Origin of the sequence: Kribbella qitaiheensis (genome assembly GCF_014217565.1) — a bacterium.
GTDB lineage: Bacteria > Actinomycetota > Actinomycetes > Propionibacteriales > Kribbellaceae > Kribbella > Kribbella qitaiheensis_A.
In genome coordinates this window covers 674,326-689,677 of sequence record NZ_CP043661.1, presented here as the reverse complement: position 1 = coordinate 689,677, position 15,352 = coordinate 674,326, and the positions used below count along the sequence as shown (strand labels likewise).

Sequence of the window (15,352 nt, the reverse complement as noted above, 5' to 3'; positions counted from 1 at the left end):
GCTCGTGGGCGTGCGGGTGGTCCGGGCTCGTGGTGTGCGGGTGGTGGTCCGGCTCGTGGGTGTGCGGGGGTCCGGGTTCGTGGGTGTGCGGGTGGTCCGGGTTCGTGGGCGCGGAGTGGTCCGGGTTCGTGGGGGTGCGGGTGGTCCGGGTTCGCGTCCCCGGGCTGCGGGATTGTGCTGGTCGAGCTGCCGGGTATCAAGTGCGCCTTCGGCGTCCCTGCGGGACCGAGCAAGCTCGGCACCTGACACCCACCACCCCGACCAGGCAAGGACGCAGCTATCCCGGAACCGCTGACCACTGTGGCGACATGCCGGCGTCGGCAAAGGTGCACCAGGTTCCTGGCCCGGCACCACCACAAGCCACCAACCCGGCACCCGAATCCCACCCCAACCCCGCCGACGTCACGCGCCGTACCGCCAGCCAGGCAGTGCCCCCGCCACCCACCCAAACCACCCCCCGCCGACGACCAGCCTGAGCGCCACCACGACCCAGTAGGCACCCACCACCCCCCCGCCCAGCTCCACCACTGCCTACCTGGGTGTCCGGCTACACCCCCAATCGGCCCGAACCAGGCCGATCCCCGGCCTGGCGGAAACAAACTTGCCCATCCCGAGAGAAAGTTTCCAGCTAGCCACAACCAGGCTGCTCCGGTGTCCCGAGCGACAGGTAATAGTCCCCGAATCCGGCCCCGGCGCCACCCGGCTGAGCGTGACACCCCGGACAGCAGCCACCCATTACCTGTCGCCCGGGACACACCCCCCCCTCGCACTACCAGCATCGGCGCCCACACCGATCAACGCCTGGCGACTCACACATCCCCGCGGGATCCGGGTAGCTGCCACCTCGACTGGCACAATCCCGCACCGGAGACCGCGAAACCAGGTGAAGCTCACCGGGTGCGGCCGATGCGGTGGCCTATTCCGAGGCAACCCACGAAGCAGGAGCGCCAACTGATCGCCGTACGGGTTAGAGCTTGATTCCCAGCAGGGCGTCGAGGGCCTGGACGACGAGTGCCGGGGCTGAGGTGTCGTCGCCGTTGGTCTCGGACCATTGGTCGATGGCGGCGAGGGCTGCCACTGTGTCGAGGTCGTTGGTCAGGGCAGCTCGGAGTGCATCCACCGCGGCCGCGCCATCGGGCCCGGAGCCGCGACCAACGGCCGCCCGCCACACGTCGAGGCGCGCCTGCGCGTCAACCAGATCCGACGACGTCCAGAACCAGTCGGTCCGATAGTGATGCGCCAGCAGCGCCAAGCGGATCGCCATCGGATCGGTGCCGGCCAGGCGTTCCTTCGAGACCAGGACCAGGTTGCCCTTGGACTTCGACATCTTCTCGCCGTCGAGGCCGACCATCGCCTGGTGCACGTACGCGCGGGCGAACGGGTACTCCCCCGTCGCACACTGCGCCTCGCTGGCCGACATCTCGTGGTGCGGGAAGATCAGGTCCGACCCGCCACCCTGTACGTCGATCGTCATCCCCAGGTACCGCAGCGCGATCGCCGAGCACTCGATGTGCCACCCCGGCCGCCCGCGACCGAACTCCGACTCCCACGCCGGCTCTCCGGGCCGTTCGAGCTGCCACACCAGGCAGTCCAGCGGATCCCGCTTGCCGACCCGATCAGGATCCCCGCCGCGCTCGCCGAACAGCTCCTGCATCAACTCCGGCGAGTACGACGAAACGCTGCCGAAGGCCGGATCAGCCTTCACCGAGAAGTACAGATCGCCCTCGACCTCGTAGACGGCACCCGCCTTCCGCAGCTCGGCGATCCGCTCGACGACGAGCGGGATCGACTCGACCGCCCCGATGTAGTTCTGCGGCGGGATCACCCGCAACGCCGTCATGTCGTCGCGAAAAAGCTGGATCTCGCGCTCGGCCAGGTCGGTCCACTCGACACCGGTCGCGGCCGCCCGCTCGAGCAGCGGGTCATCCACGTCGGTGATGTTCTGGGTGTACCGGACCTCGTGGCCGTCATCGCGCCACAGCCGGTTGATCAGATCGAATGTGACGTACGTCGCAGCGTGGCCCATGTGCGTCGCGTCGTACGGCGTGATGCCGCAGACGTACATCCGCGCAGTCTCGCCGTCCGTGGGCGGCACCTCGACCAGGCCACCGGAAGCGGTGTCGTAGAGGCGAAGACGCCGGGCCGGCCCGGGTACGACCGGGATTTCTGGTTTCGTCCACGCCTGCATGGGACGGAGCCTATCCAGTCAGCGAATTCGCGCCGTGATCCGGTTCCATTCCCCGCATCGGTGAGCGGACGGACCCACCCATCAGCTAACCTCCGCCGCGATGAACACGCCGAAGGATTTCAGTGGCCCGTTCCAGAAGTTCGGCGCGACCGTGGCGGCTGCCGCGATCCAGCAACAGGACCTCTTCAACGCCACGCTGGGCCCCACCGATCGCTGGGCCGACCTCGACGCCAGGACGCTTACCGGCGCCGACGGCGTACTGACCGGCGTCTCCCTTCTCGGCAGCTTCTCGCATCTCACCCAGACCTGGTTGTGGGGCTGGGCGAACCCGAGCTTCAGCCAGGACCACCCGGCGATCGCGCCGACGCTGCGGATCCGCGAGTTCGGCACGCAGTACGGGATCCTCGAGTTCACCAGCGGCGAGCCGGAGCTGGCCGGATTCTCCGCTCCTCACCAGGCGGCCACCACCCTCGCGATCGCAGCCGGCGTAGTACTCGGCGGGCACGGCACTTGGTCCACACCGATCAACGACGGCAAGGGCGCGGTCTACCTGCACGTCGACGACAGCCTGCTCCCGATCGCCGGCTTCGACCCGATCGCCACCCCGCGCCTGCTGATGGCCGCCGTCAGCGCCTTCCCGGCCGACCACCGGCGAGTCGTCCGCGGCTACCTGAAGCACTTCAAGATCCCGTACGACGGATCGGACGACACCATCTCCGCAACGGCGCCCGACGGTTCCCGCATCGTGGCAGCCTTCGACCGCTCCGGCCCGTCTCGACCGCACCACGGTCGAACCCCCAGCAGAGAGCTAGAACGCCAGGGAATCGCCGGCCAGTCGTCGCTCGGGAGCGGGAACACACCCGTCTTCAGCAACGTCGCACACCGCTCCCGGGTCGCGGTCAGCTCAACCGCCGTGATCAGCTCACACAGCTCCTGCCCGAGCTTCCCCGCCAGCTGATCAGCAAGCCGCCGTACGTCGTCCAGCAGGTCGGCCGGCACCGGCTCGCCGGCCCAGCCCCAGAGCACCGTCCGCAGCTTGTCGTCGGCGTTGAAGGTGACCCCGTGATCGACCCCGAACACCCGCCCGTCGCCCGGGTCGAGCACATGCCCGCCCTTGCGATCGGCATTGTTGACGATGGCATCGAAGACGGCCATCCGGCGCAGCGGATCGGTCTCGGCATGGACCAGCGTGACCGGGTTGTGCCGGCCGTCGAGTGCATCGAGCACGCCGACCCAGCCCTTCGGGACGCGACCTTGCGGGACGATGTCGACCAGCTCGGTGTCACCCGGCTCCCGCTCGACCTCATCGATCCACAGCTGCACCATGCCCTCGCCGAGGGGCCCGTCGCGCAGCAGGGTCGGCGGCACCACGGACCAGCCGAGCGCCTCGGACACGACGTACGCCGCGTACTCGCGCTGGGCCAGTGTGCCGTCCGGAAAGTCCCAGAGCGGCCGCTCCCCCTGGACCGGCTTGTAGACCACCGTGGCCGAGTCCTCACCGAGGCTCACCGAGCCCTGGAAAGTGCCGTTGGAGGCAGCCACCAGGCGTCCATGCAGGGACAATTCCCCGCTGCGGAGCAGGTCGGGATCGGTCATTCGGTTACGTGCCTGCGATAACCGTTGGCGCGTGGGCAGATGTGTCCCTCCGGGTCGATCGGCCGGCCGCAGAACGGGCAGGTCGGCCGCCCCGACGCCACCAGCGCGACCGCCCGGCGGGCGAAGGCCCGGGCCTGCTCCTCGCTGATCCGGACGATGAACACCTCGCCGTCGTCGGCCTCCAGCGCCGCCGCGACCGGGTCGGGCTCCTCCTCGGCCGGCTCGGCGACGACCACCGCGAAGACTTCGATCACGACCTTCTCGGCGTCGGCCTCCCAGGCCAGCGTCATCGTGCCGGCCCGGAACTCCTCCTCGATCGGCTGCTCGAGCGGATCGGTGTCGTCGGCCCCGACCGGCGTGACCGGGTCGCGGTCGAACCGCCGGGCCACCTCGTCCAGCATCACGTCGAGTCGCTCCGCGAGCGCCATCACCTGTTCCTTCTCACAGGCCACCGACGTCATCCGGGCACCGGCCCGGGCCTGCAGGAAGAAGGTCCGGGCACCGGGTTCACCAACGGTGCCGGCGACGAACCGGTCCGGATCGTCATACGAATGCACTACGCGCGCCATACCTCGACCCTATCTAGCGGCCGCCGACGACGGCGTCCGAGGACTGTACTGCGGACTTTCGGGTGCTCTTTTTCTTCGCGGGTGGCTTCGGCACCAGCGAGGCCAGCTCGCTGCCGGAGTCGTTCAGCCGGACCAGGAACGGGCGGGTCGCGGTGTAGGTGATGATCGTCGTCGAGGCGGTGTCGACCACGATCCGCTGGAACGTGTCCAGGTGCTGTCCGAGCGCGTCGGCCACGATCGACTTGATCACGTCGCCGTGCGAGACGGCCACCCAGATCGCGTGCGGACCGTGGCTGGCGGCAACGGCCGCGTCGTGCGCCCGGATGGCGTCGACCGCGCGCTGCTGCATCCCGCGCATCGACTCACCGTTCGGAAACGTCACCGCCGACGGGTGCTGCTGGACCACCGCCCAGAGCGGGTCCTTCGCCAGGTCGGGGATCTTCTTGCCGGTCCAGTCGCCGTACCCGCACTCGGTCAGCCGCCGATCCGTTGCCGGACGCAACCCTTCGTGGTGCTTCGCGATCGCCGCCGCGGTCTGTTTGCACCGGTCCAGCGGCGAGGTGACGATCGCGGCCAGCGGCAACGCGGCCAGCCGGTCGCCGACCGCGGCCGCCTGCTGCACGCCGGTGTCGTCGAGTTTCACCCCTGGCGTCCGGCCGGCCAGTACGCCGGACGTGTTGGCACTGCTGCGGCCGTGCCGGACCAGAATCACCGTGGGCATAGCCGCACGTTATCCGGTCGGGACAAATTCGGTACGGCGTATTTCCGCCGTCACCCGGCCCGGACCGGATCCCGGGTGCCAGAATGGCCGGGTGATCGTCGACTGCGGGGTGTACGCCGACGGCGTACGCCAGGACCTCGCCAAGGAGCCGGAGACCGTCGCCCAGGCGATCGACGACCACGAGGACTGCTTCGGCTGGATCGGTCTGTACGAACCGTCCGCGGTCGAGATGAGCCGGGTCCAGAAGCTCTTCGGCCTGCACGAACTCGCCGTCGAGGACGCGCTCAAGGCCCACCAGCGGCCCAAGGTCGAGCGGTACGGCGACTCGATCGTGGTCGTCCTGCGCACACTCTGGTACCCCGACAGCGGCGACGCGGTCGAGACCGGCCAGGTCAGCGTCTTCGTCGGCAAGCGCTATGTCGTCACCGTCCGGCACGGCGAGGGCGCCCCGCTGACCACCGCCCGGGCCGAGCTCGAGGAGCGCGCGTCCGTCCTCGGCCACGGTCCCGCCGCGGTGCTCTGGGCGATCTGCGACTCCATCGTCGACGGGTACGAAGAGGTCGCCGAGGCCGTCGAGGTGGACGTCGACGAGATCGAGACCTCGGTCTTCTCCCCCGAACGCACCAGCGACGCGGAACGCATCTACACCCTCAAACGCGAGGTCCTGGAGATGCTCCGCGCGATCGTCCCGCTGCAGCAACCGATCGAGTCGTTCGCGCACGGCGCGGTCCCGCTGATCAGCCGCGAGGCCGCGCCGTTCTTCCGCGACGTCGCCGATCATGTCATCCGGGTCTCCGACCAGACCGAAGCGCTCGACACGCTGCTCAGCTCGGCCCTCAACGCACACCTCGCGCGCGTCTCGGTCCAGCAGAACGACGACATGCGCCGCATCTCCGCCTGGGTGGCGATCGCAGCGGCCCCCACCGCCCTGGCCGGCATCTACGGGATGAACTTCCGCCACATGCCCGAACTGACCTGGCACTACGGCTACTACGGCGTACTGGCGCTGATGCTCGTCACCTGCGCCATCATGTACGCCGCCTTCCGCCGCGCCGGCTGGCTCTGACCCCCCGCCTTTCCTTACGTCCGAAGAACTGGAGTACACGTCCCTCCGGTTCTTCGGACGTAAGGAAAGTCCGGTACGGGGTGTCAGGTGGCGGTGATCGTGCTGGTCGCCAGCAGGATCAGGATGACGATTCCGAGCAGCACCCGGTAGACGGCAAAGACCTCGATGCTGTGCTTGGCAACGAACCGAATCAGCCAGGCGACCGACGCATAGCCGACGATGAAGCTGACGACGGTACCGACCAGCACCGGCGCGATGCCGACGTCGCCGCTGAGCGCGTCCTTCAACTCGAAAACGGCAGCACCCACCAGCGCGGGAATGCCCAGCAGGAAGGCCATCCGCGTCGCCGCGACCCGGTCGAGGCCGCGGAACAGGCCGGCCGTGATGGTGGCGCCCGAACGCGAGACGCCCGGAATCAGCGCCAGGCACTGGATCACGCCCATCACGATCGAGTCGACCAGGGTGACCTTCTCCAGCGGCCGTGCCTTGCTGCTCAGCCGCTCGGCCGCGACCATCACGAACGACCAGGCGATCAGCGAGCCCGCGACCCACCACAGACTGCGCAGCGGCCCCGAGATGATGTCCTTCGCCAGGAACCCGACGACGCAGATCGGCAGCGAGCCGACGATCACGAACCAGCCCATCCGGTGGTCGAACTCGCCCCGGTGCTCGGGGTTGCGCAGACCGCGGAACCAGGCGACGGCGTACCGGCGGATGTCTTTCCACATGAACAGCACGACCGCCGCGATCGCGCCGAACTGGATCACCGCGGTGAACGCGGTGATGGCCGGATCGTCGATCTGCTGACCGAGCAGCTTCGAAGCGATGGTGAGGTGGCCCGTGCTGGAGACGGGCAGGAATTCGGTGAGCCCCTCGACGATGCCGAGGATGATGGCGTCCCAGATGGACATGTGGTGTCAGTCACCGATCCCGGCGAGGTCGAGCGCCTCGGCGACGGTGCGGATGTGGGCGATCCGCTCCTCCACCGACGACGCGAACGGGGTGATGGCGACAGTCGTCGTACCGGCTTCGGCGTACGCCGTGAGCTTGTCGGCCATCCGCTCCTTGCCACCGAGCAGCGAGATGCCGTCGATGAACTGCTGCGGTACGGCGGCCATCGCCTCACGATGCTTCTTGGCCAGGAACAGGTCCTGGATCTCCTTGGCCTCGTCGGCGTAGCCCATCCGGACCGCCAGCGCGTTGTAGAAGTTCTTCTCCCGGCTGCCCATGCCGCCGATGTACAGGGCGGTGTAGCCCCGGATCGGGTCGGCGGCCGCCGCGAGATCGTCGCCGGCCATGACCGGGACCGACGCCACCACGTCGAAGTCGTCCAGGCCAAGCCCTGGCTGGCGGGTCTGGCGACCCGCCTTGATGTGATTCAACTGCTCTCCAAGGTAAGCGGGGTCGTTGAGGATGCCGAGCCAGCCGTCGGCGATCTCGCCGGCCAGTTCGAGGTTCTTCGGGCCGACCGCGGCCAGGTAGATCGGGACATGGTCGCGAACGGGCCGGATGGTCAGTTTGAGCGCCTTGCCCGGTCCGTCTGGCAGCGGGAGGGTGAAGTACTTCCCGTCGTACGCGACGGTCTCGCGACGAAGGGCGGAGTTCACAATGGCAACGTACTCACGCGTCCTGAGTAGCGGCTGAGTGAAGCGCACCCCGTGCCAGCCCTCGGACACCTGAGGGCCCGAGACCCCGAGGCCGAGGCGGAACCGGCCACCGGACAACCGGTCGAGGGTCGCCGCGGTCATCGCGGTCATCGCCGGGGTCCGGGCCGGGATCTGGAAGACGGCGGCACCGACCTCGATGGTCGAGGTCTGCGCCGCGATCCAGGTCAGCAGCGTGGCCGCGTCCGAGCCGTAGGCCTCAGCGGCCCAGGTGACCGAGAATCCGAGTGCCTCGGCCTCCTTCACCAGCTTGAGATGATCCAGATGATCGTCGCCACCGAGGACGAAGCCGATGTTGAGTCCGAGTCGCATGACAGGCGAGCCTAACGAGCCCTTGTCGGTGACCCGCAATAGGCTCGGTACATGCAGCAGCGCTATCTAGGTCACAGCGGCCTCGCCGTGAGCAGGCTGGGCCTGGGCACCATGTCCTGGGGCCGTGACACCGACGAGCACGAAGCTCGTGAGCAGTTGGCCGCGTTCGTCGCTGCTGGCGGCACTCTGATCGATACGGCCGCGGCGTACGGCGACGGTGACAGCGAGCGGCTGATCGGGACCCTGCTGGGCGACGTGGTCGAGCGGGACGACCTGGTGATCGCGACCAAGGCCGGTTTCAGCGTACGGCGGGGCGAGCGGATCACCGACACGTCCCGCGGCGCCCTGCTCCGCGACCTGGAGGGGTCCCTGCGCCGGCTGAACGTCGACCACATCGATCTCTGGCAGCTGCACACCTGGTCGGACGACGTGCCCCTCGAGGAGACGCTGTCGGCGCTGGACTACGCGGTGAGCTCCGGCAAGGTCCGGTACGTCGGTGTGTCGAACTACGCGGGCTGGAAGTCAGCTCGGGCGGTCACCTGGCAGCAGGCGTGGCCCGGCCGCGCAGTACCGGTGTCGAACCAGGTGGAGTACTCGCTGCTCGCCCGGGACGCGGAGGCGGACGCCATTCGCGCCGCCGGCGGCCTCGGCATCGGAGTACTGGCCTGGTCGCCGCTGGGCCGTGGTGTGTTGACCGGGAAGTACCGGACCGGCATCCCGGCGGACTCGCGGGCGGCGTCTCAGCATCTGTCCAGATTCGTCGACCCCTACCTCGACGGCCGAGGTTCGGGCATCGTTGAAGCGGTGGCCCGGGCAGCCGACGGGCTCGGCTGGACTCCGCTCGAGGTGGCGCTCACCTGGGTACGGGACCGGCCGGGCGTGACGGCAGCGATCGTCGGGGCCCGGACGGCGATGCAGCTCAAGTCGGTGCTGGGGGTGGAGGAGCTCACCTTGCCGCCGGCCATCGCGGCGGCGCTGGAGGACGTTTCGTGAGGCTGTGCCTGAAGTTGTGGAGGTGTGGATGGCCGAATACGAGCTGCAACAGTTCGAGGTGTCCCGGACTGAGACCCGCGGCGCGGTACGCCGCCTGCTGACCGAGCACGCCGAGTACGGCGGCTGGGAGCTGGCGCGGCTACGGCGCTACCCCGACGGCACCAGGCGAGTCTGGCTCCGCCGCCGCATCATCAAGGTGATGCGGACGCTCTAGCGCTCACCCAGGAGTGCTGCGATGAGTTCGCGTCGACTGCCGACGCCGACCTTGTCGTACGCCGCGTGCACGTGCTCCTGGACCGTGTGCGGCGACAGATGCAGCTCGTCGACGATCTGCCGGGGTGGAGCGGCCCCGGAGTACGAGGTCTGTCACGCGCTGCTGTGCAGGCGTGAGCGCGTGGACGTCGAGCAGCAGTGAGCCGAGCTGAGCCGACGTCGCCGGCTCGATCACCACAGCCGTCTGCTCCACAGCGCCTCGCAGAGTGGACGCGTGCACCGCGAGCCAGCGACCAGACCGGGTCCTTAGTCTCAGCACCTCCGCGGAGACCCCGGTCGGCAACTCGTTCAGCCGCTGAAGTTGCAGGGCCGCAGCCCTGACGGCGACAGGCAACTCATGCTCATGGTCGTCCAGCCCGGCCAGCCACTGTTCGGCCTCCGGGCTGATCGAGACGATGGTCAGATCGGCGTCCAGGACGATCACGCCAGGTCCGACCGGGCTGACAGGCCTCTCCTGGCTGATCAGCAGGCTGCGGCGCAGACCCTGCCTGGGTCGTGCCCTACCTGGTCCTGCTTTGTCTGTGTCATGTCGCCGATGGTCCGGCGTACTTATACAGCTGCATACCCCCGATTAGTTGGGGTATTCGGGGTGTCAGAGGTCGTGCTGGACCCAGACGTTCGGTTCGACGTACACGGCATGGTCGTGCTCGACGCTGCAGTGAACCGGCACGAGCGCCTTCGGCACGATCACCTCGCCGGTCCGATCGAACGGCAGCCCGGTCCACTCGCGCCACTCCGCGAGCGAGCCAGCCATCACCATCGACGTCGGCGCGACCTTGAGGATCTTCCCGCCCGCCTTCACATGCACGCGCAACCACGGATCCACCGGCAGCCCGTCCTCGCGGAACTGCTGGATGTAGTCCGTCATCGGCTGGGTGGGGTCCTGCTTACCGTTCGGCCGAACGGGCGCGTAGAGCGTCTTGTGGCCCTTCGCCTGCACCGTACGGCGCATCGCCGCGAGCATCTCGTGCGACAGCCCTCGGCCCAGGTGACTCGGCCTGATGTTGATCTCGAGCGCGCTGGAGACAGTCGGCGTACGGCCTCGACGGTGGTCCGTGATGCCCCACTGCAGCACCCTGTCCCAGCCGGCCGGGGGCAACTCGGTGCGGTCCTCGTCCGGGAACACGAACGGGATGCTCCGCCCGTGGGCGATCAGCTCACCGTCCTCTGTCGCCACCAGGCAGTGCTCGGGAAAGAACTCGAGCACCCGGCCGAACAGCGAGCCTGCGATCAGGTCGTGCATCATGAACTCCGGCCACCCGCCGTCGAACTCGTACGCCTCGTCCAGCAGCTCCGGCCGCTCGGCAAGGGTCGTGATCGTGATCTCGGACATGCTTCGCAGTCTGGCAGTGCGCGCTCTCCCCCGCAGCCCCATGTTTCTCCCGCCCAGCCTCATCTCCCTCCCGCCAGGCCCGGCCGCTCTTCCGCCCAGCCTCGTCTCCCTCCCGCCGGCCCCAGCCGCTCTCCCGCCCAGCCTCATCTCCCTCCCGCCCAGCCTCATCTCCCTCCCGCCTTGCCCCGTCGCTCTGCCGGGTGGCTCGGCTCCTGCTCACCACCAGTACGCCGACCGCGACCGCGCTCGTGAGCAGCCCCGACCCGATCAGGGTGTGCTCGGCGCCCGCCATCGCGATCAGCGGTCCACCGATCAGCAACCCGGCCGAGCTGCCCGCGTTGACCACCACCGACTGCCCTGACAACAAAGCCCGCCGCTCCGCACCCACCGACGATCTCGTGATCAGGATCGAGATCGCCGCGATCCCAAGCACGACGGTCACACCCGACAACGCCCCGAACGCCGCGACCGCGACCGGCGTGGTCCACACCCCCATCCCGACCCACCCCAGCCCCATACAAGCCCACGCGATCGAAGCCATAGGTATCGGCGGCATCCGTCGAACAACCGCCAGCGACACCGCTGTACCGACCACCGCACCAACGCCGTACCCAGACATCCCAGCCGCCAGATAGACCCCCGGCCGGCCCCGCTCGGCCCCGATCACCGACAACCCCAACGTAAACGCGAACCACGTCAGCGCTCCCGTCCCCCGGGCGATCCAGCCGTACAACACCTCCGGCCGCCCGCTCAGACTCCCCCGGATCGACGGCACCGTTTCCGCCTCCGGAGAGCGCTCCCCCACAACTCTCACCGCCAGCAGCCCGGCCACCAGAACCGCCACCGCCTCGATCCACAACAACTCGTTCATCAACCCCACCGCCACGGCCGCCGCCCCGATCGACGGCCCGACCACCATGCCGATGCGCCTGTTGCCGTCCTGCCACGTCAGCAACACCACGGCCTTGTCCGGCCCCCAGCGATCTCCGGTATCGGCCAGCAACGCACTCCGCCCCGGCGTCGCCAACGCGTCCCCAGAACCCAGCATCAACCCACTGACAATCAGTACGCCCACATGCAACAACCCAAGAGCCGCAGCACCAGGAACCATCGCCAATGCCGACGTCTGTACTGCGGCGACGATCGCGAGCCGGCGCCCAGAATCGATCCACTGCCTCGCCCGACGAGCCCACCACGGCGACAGCAACACGGGAATCCCAGCCGCCCCACCCGCCAGCCCCGTGGCAGCGACCGAACCGGTCTCCCTCAACACCACCAGCGGCAACGCGACCTGCGCGATCCGAAAGGCCAGATCCGCGGAACCGCTTCCTATCAACAGAAACAGCGCATCTCGACGAGCTCTCACCCTTCGATCCTCGGCCCATCCACGCCTTACCGGTAGCCAGCGGCAACTACCTATTGCCCATAGTCTGTCCCTATGGCACCATCACCGTCGGTCGAAGACCTCGAGCTCGTCCTCACCATCAGCCGCACCGGCTCGGTCGGTACCGCGGCCCGCGAACTCCGCATCTCCCAGCCGTCCGCCTCCCAGCGCCTGGCCCGGCTCGAACGCACCTGCGAGACCCAGCTGTTCGTCCGCGACACCCGTGGTGCCAGGCCGACCCCAGCCGGAGCCGAACTCGCCCGCCGCGCCGAGCACATCCTCGGCCACCTCGCGGAGCTGTACGACGCCGCCCGCTCCGCCGCGGCCGGTCCGCGCCTCGCCATCGGCACCTTCGCCAGCCTCGCCCCGATCCTCTTCCCGGTCCTCGACGCCGAACTCCCGGACGACGACATCGATCAACACGTCGACCACGGCCGGCACCTGGTCCAACTAGTTGCCGAGGGCACCATGGACGCCGCCTTCATCGCGATCGCCGACCAGATGGTGCTGCCGCGCGGAACCGTCGCCCGCCCGGTCGGCCGCGACGAACTGGTCCTCTTCGTCCCGAGCGGCGTCGACCTCCCGCGCACCGGCAAGCAACCCCTCAGAGACCGCTCTCTCGCGTTCTCGACGTACGACCGCAGCAGTGACGAGATCTGCTCCCGCCTGATCGCCCTCGGCGCCAAAGCCCGCCGCGGAGTCACCCTTGGCACCACCGTCGCCATGGCCCGCCGCCGCTCCCAGCTCGCCCTGGTCCCCCGCAGCGCACTTTCCCACGAACTCCGCCCCGGCGAACAACTGATCCCGGCCCCCTTCCGCCACCGCCTCACCCTCAGCCTCGTCACCGGCACGACCCCACTGCCCCGCCTCACCGCATTGCTCCCGAAGCTGCGGGAAGCCCTTCACCTGACACCGGCTCGCCGTACCGCTCCTGCCAAGTAGGCAGGATCGTGCAAGGAGTACGGACTATTGCCCTAACACCTCCCAAAGGTCCGTTGGTTGACTGAATCAACCAACGAAACCGAGGGAATGAAGCTCATGCGAGTCGCAATAGTCACCGGCGCAAGCTCGGGGATCGGTAGCAGCGCTGCCCTAGAGATCGCGCGTCGCGGCGATGGCGTGATCCTCACCTACGGCAGGAACAAGCAACGCGGCCTGGACACGGTCGCAGAGATCGAGAAGCTCGGCGGCACCGCCGTCGCCCTTCCCCTGGACCTCGGGGACAGCAGCACCTTCGCGGCTTTCCGGGACGCGGTCGCCGATGCACTTATGACCACTTGGGACACTTGGACATTCGAACACGTGGTCAACAACGCCGGCATCGGCGCCAGCGCGATGTTCGAGGACACGACCGAGGACTTCTTCGGCCGGCTGCTGCGGGTCCTGCTCAAGGGCCCCTTCTTCCTGACCCAGACGCTGCTGCCGCTCCTGGCCGACGGTGGCGCCATCCTCCAGATCTCCAGCGGATCGGCCCTGGAGAACAGCGTCGAGCCCGGCTACTCGGTCTACGCCACCGTGAAGGGCGCACTCCTCGTACTGACCCGCTACCTGGCCAAGGAACTCAGCCCGCGCGGTATCCGTGTCAACTCCATCACCCCGGGCCCGACCCGCACCCGCCTCGGCGACGACGGCTTCGAGAAGTACCCCGAAGTCATCCCCGGTCTGGTAGCTCGCACCGCCCTCGGCCGGCTGGGCGAACCCGCCGACGTCGGCAAGGTCATCGCCACCCTGCTCTCCGACGACTCCGCCTGGGTCACCGCCCAGAACCTGGACGTCTCCGGCGGCTTCAACCTCTGACCCACCGCGCACTGCAATCAGAGTCGGCGGCGGACCGCAGTACGAGCTCGCAGCCCGCTGCCCCCGTCAACCCGAGCGGCGGCGGGCTCGCAGTACGGGCGTCAGGCCTCGTCGAAGAAGCGATCCAGCACCCGCGAGCCGAACTCGAGCGACGCGGTCGGGACCCGCTCGTCGATGCCGTGGAACATGCCCATGAAATCCAGATCCGGCGGCAGTTGCAGCGGCACGAACCCGAAGCAGCGCACGCCCAGCCGGCTCCACGACTTGGCGTCCGTGCCACCTGACATCAGCAGCGGCGCGGTCCGGCTCTGCGGATCCTCGGCCGCCAGGCAGGCTTTCATCGCGTCGACCAGCCCGCCGCTGAACTCGGTCTCCAGCGCGATGTCCTCGATCACCGTCTCGCGCTGCACCTTGTCACCCAGCAACTCGTCGATCGTCGCGAAGAACTCGTCCTCGTACCCCGGCAGGAAGCGCCCGTCGATATGAGCCTCCGCGTCGCCGGGGATCACGTTCACCTTGTAGCCGGCGTTCAGCATCGTCGGGTTGGCCGTGTTCCGGATCGTCGCCCCGAACATCCGGCTGAAGCTGCCCAGCTTGGCCAGCGTCGTCGTCATGTCCTCTGGGTCGAGCTCGGTCCCAAGCACGTCCTCCAGCGACTTCAGGAACTCCTTCACCGTCGGCGTGAGCCGCAACGGCCATTGGTGATTGCCGATCCGGGTGACGGCCTCGACCAGGTTCGTGACCGCGTTGTCGTCGTTGATCATCGACCCGTGGCCCGCCGTACCGCGAGCCTTCAGGCGCATCCAGTTCATGCCCTTCTCGGCCGTCTCGATCAGGTACAGCCGCAGGTCGTCCTTCACCGTCAGCGAGAACCCGCCGACCTCACCGATCCCCTCGGTGCAGTCCGCAACCGTCTCGGGATGGTTGTTGATCAGCCACTGAGCGCCGTACAGGCCGCCGGCCTCCTCGTCGGCTGTGAACACCAGCCGCACCGGCCGTCGCGGCTTCACCCCGGCCCGCTGCCGTGCCCGGACCACCGACAACACCATCGCGTCGAAGTCCTTCATGTCGACCGCGCCGCGGCCCCACACACACCCGTCGAAGATCTCCCCCGCGAACGGGTCGACCTTCCAGTCCTTCGGATCGGCCGGTACGACGTCAAGGTGCCCGTGCACGAGCAGCGGATCCGCCGATTGGTCCTCGCCCTCCCAGTGCGCGACCAGCGTCGACCGCCCCGGCTCGGACTCGTAGATCGTCGACTCGATCCCGACCTCGTCCAGCTTCGCCGCCACGTACTCCGCGGCGTCGCGCTCCCCGTTGCTCTTGCCGTTCCCGTAGTTCGTCGTGTCGAACCGGATCAGGTCGGCGCAGAGGTCCACCACCTCCGCGTCGGGCTTGTACGGACGGTCGCTGGAAGTCGGCGTTGTCATGGGCCCATCCTCGCGTACCCCGATGA

15 protein-coding genes and 2 pseudogenes are annotated in these 15,352 nt (G+C 68.5%); 7 read left to right on the top strand and 10 right to left on the bottom strand.

The window, feature by feature from the left end:
* Positions 1-967 precede the first annotated feature (967 nt).
* Positions 968-2,188 (bottom strand): cysteine--1-D-myo-inosityl 2-amino-2-deoxy-alpha-D-glucopyranoside ligase, encoded by a 1,221-nt coding sequence (gene mshC, locus F1D05_RS02940; protein ID WP_185445887.1) that lies wholly within the window; start codon positions 2,186-2,188, stop codon positions 968-970.
* A 100-nt stretch (positions 2,189-2,288) separates the two neighbouring features.
* Here mshC and F1D05_RS42785 point away from each other — a divergent pair.
* Positions 2,289-2,693: pseudogene (locus F1D05_RS42785) on the top strand (DUF6882 domain-containing protein); the annotation flags it as partial.
* A 161-nt stretch (positions 2,694-2,854) separates the two neighbouring features.
* Here the strand turns inward: F1D05_RS42785 and F1D05_RS02930 are convergent.
* The 3 genes from F1D05_RS02930 to F1D05_RS02920 are packed head-to-tail and all read right to left on the bottom strand — an operon-like array spanning position 2,855 to position 5,074.
* A complete protein-coding gene (locus F1D05_RS02930; RefSeq protein ID WP_185445885.1) occupies positions 2,855-3,784 on the bottom strand; it encodes an SCO1664 family protein in 930 nt (309 codons plus the stop codon).
* On the bottom strand, positions 3,781-4,353 hold the full coding sequence (locus F1D05_RS02925; RefSeq protein ID WP_185445884.1) for a DUF3090 family protein: 573 nt from the start codon (positions 4,351-4,353) through the stop codon (positions 3,781-3,783). The genes F1D05_RS02930 and F1D05_RS02925 overlap by 4 nt, the downstream gene beginning before the upstream one ends.
* A 13-nt stretch (positions 4,354-4,366) precedes the next feature.
* Positions 4,367-5,074, bottom strand: a complete 708-nt coding sequence (locus F1D05_RS02920; RefSeq protein WP_185445883.1) for a histidine phosphatase family protein — start codon at positions 5,072-5,074, stop codon at positions 4,367-4,369.
* Positions 5,075-5,165: 91 nt separating this feature from the next.
* On the opposite strand from F1D05_RS02920, the gene corA reads away from it, so the two are divergent.
* Positions 5,166-6,140 carry a magnesium/cobalt transporter CorA gene (gene corA / locus F1D05_RS02915; RefSeq protein ID WP_185445882.1) on the top strand — a complete coding sequence of 325 codons (975 nt, stop codon included), beginning with the start codon at positions 5,166-5,168 and terminating at the stop codon, positions 6,138-6,140.
* 83 nt (positions 6,141-6,223) lie between these two features.
* Here corA and F1D05_RS02910 read toward each other — a convergent pair whose 3' ends face one another.
* Both F1D05_RS02910 and F1D05_RS02905 read right to left on the bottom strand, forming a co-directional pair.
* On the bottom strand, positions 6,224-7,051 hold the full coding sequence (locus F1D05_RS02910; protein WP_185445881.1) for an undecaprenyl-diphosphate phosphatase: 828 nt from the start codon (positions 7,049-7,051) through the stop codon (positions 6,224-6,226).
* A gap of 6 nt (positions 7,052-7,057) precedes the next feature.
* A complete protein-coding gene (locus tag F1D05_RS02905; RefSeq protein ID WP_185445880.1) occupies positions 7,058-8,116 on the bottom strand; it encodes an LLM class F420-dependent oxidoreductase in 1,059 nt (352 codons plus the stop codon).
* Between the two features lie 51 nt (positions 8,117-8,167).
* Between F1D05_RS02905 and F1D05_RS02900 the strand changes: the two genes are divergently transcribed.
* Together F1D05_RS02900 and F1D05_RS02895 are read left to right on the top strand one after the other, a co-directional pair.
* Positions 8,168-9,109, top strand: a complete 942-nt coding sequence (locus F1D05_RS02900; RefSeq protein ID WP_185445879.1) for an aldo/keto reductase — start codon at positions 8,168-8,170, stop codon at positions 9,107-9,109.
* A gap of 28 nt (positions 9,110-9,137) precedes the next feature.
* A complete protein-coding gene (locus F1D05_RS02895) occupies positions 9,138-9,323 on the top strand; it encodes a DUF5703 family protein (RefSeq protein WP_185445878.1) in 186 nt (61 codons plus the stop codon).
* Here the strand turns inward: F1D05_RS02895 and F1D05_RS42780 are convergent.
* Positions 9,320-9,421, bottom strand: a complete 102-nt coding sequence (locus F1D05_RS42780) for a hypothetical protein (protein WP_428995050.1) — start codon at positions 9,419-9,421, stop codon at positions 9,320-9,322. The genes F1D05_RS02895 and F1D05_RS42780 overlap by 4 nt on opposite strands.
* A 553-nt stretch (positions 9,422-9,974) precedes the next feature.
* A complete protein-coding gene (locus F1D05_RS02885) occupies positions 9,975-10,715 on the bottom strand; it encodes an N-acetyltransferase (protein ID WP_185445877.1) in 741 nt (246 codons plus the stop codon).
* A 200-nt stretch (positions 10,716-10,915) separates the two neighbouring features.
* On the opposite strand from F1D05_RS02885, the gene F1D05_RS02880 reads away from it, so the two are divergent.
* Positions 10,916-11,350, top strand: a complete 435-nt coding sequence (locus F1D05_RS02880; protein ID WP_185445876.1) for a hypothetical protein — start codon at positions 10,916-10,918, stop codon at positions 11,348-11,350.
* Here the strand turns inward: F1D05_RS02880 and F1D05_RS42465 are convergent.
* Positions 11,269-12,081, bottom strand: a pseudogene (locus F1D05_RS42465) (MFS transporter); the annotation flags it as partial. The gene F1D05_RS02880 and the pseudogene F1D05_RS42465 overlap by 82 nt on opposite strands.
* A 72-nt stretch (positions 12,082-12,153) precedes the next feature.
* On the opposite strand from F1D05_RS42465, the gene F1D05_RS02875 reads away from it, so the two are divergent.
* Together F1D05_RS02875 and F1D05_RS02870 are read left to right on the top strand one after the other, a co-directional pair.
* The gene (locus tag F1D05_RS02875; RefSeq protein ID WP_185445875.1) at positions 12,154-13,041 is read left to right on the top strand and encodes a LysR family transcriptional regulator; all 888 of its coding nucleotides are present in this window, start codon (positions 12,154-12,156) and stop codon (positions 13,039-13,041) included.
* A gap of 87 nt (positions 13,042-13,128) precedes the next feature.
* Positions 13,129-13,896, top strand: coding sequence for an SDR family NAD(P)-dependent oxidoreductase (locus F1D05_RS02870; RefSeq protein WP_246486382.1), 768 nt, complete (start codon positions 13,129-13,131; stop codon positions 13,894-13,896).
* 101 nt (positions 13,897-13,997) lie between these two features.
* Here F1D05_RS02870 and F1D05_RS02865 read toward each other — a convergent pair whose 3' ends face one another.
* Positions 13,998-15,326 (bottom strand): M20/M25/M40 family metallo-hydrolase, encoded by a 1,329-nt coding sequence (locus F1D05_RS02865; RefSeq protein ID WP_185445874.1) that lies wholly within the window; start codon positions 15,324-15,326, stop codon positions 13,998-14,000.
* Positions 15,327-15,352 lie beyond the last annotated feature (26 nt).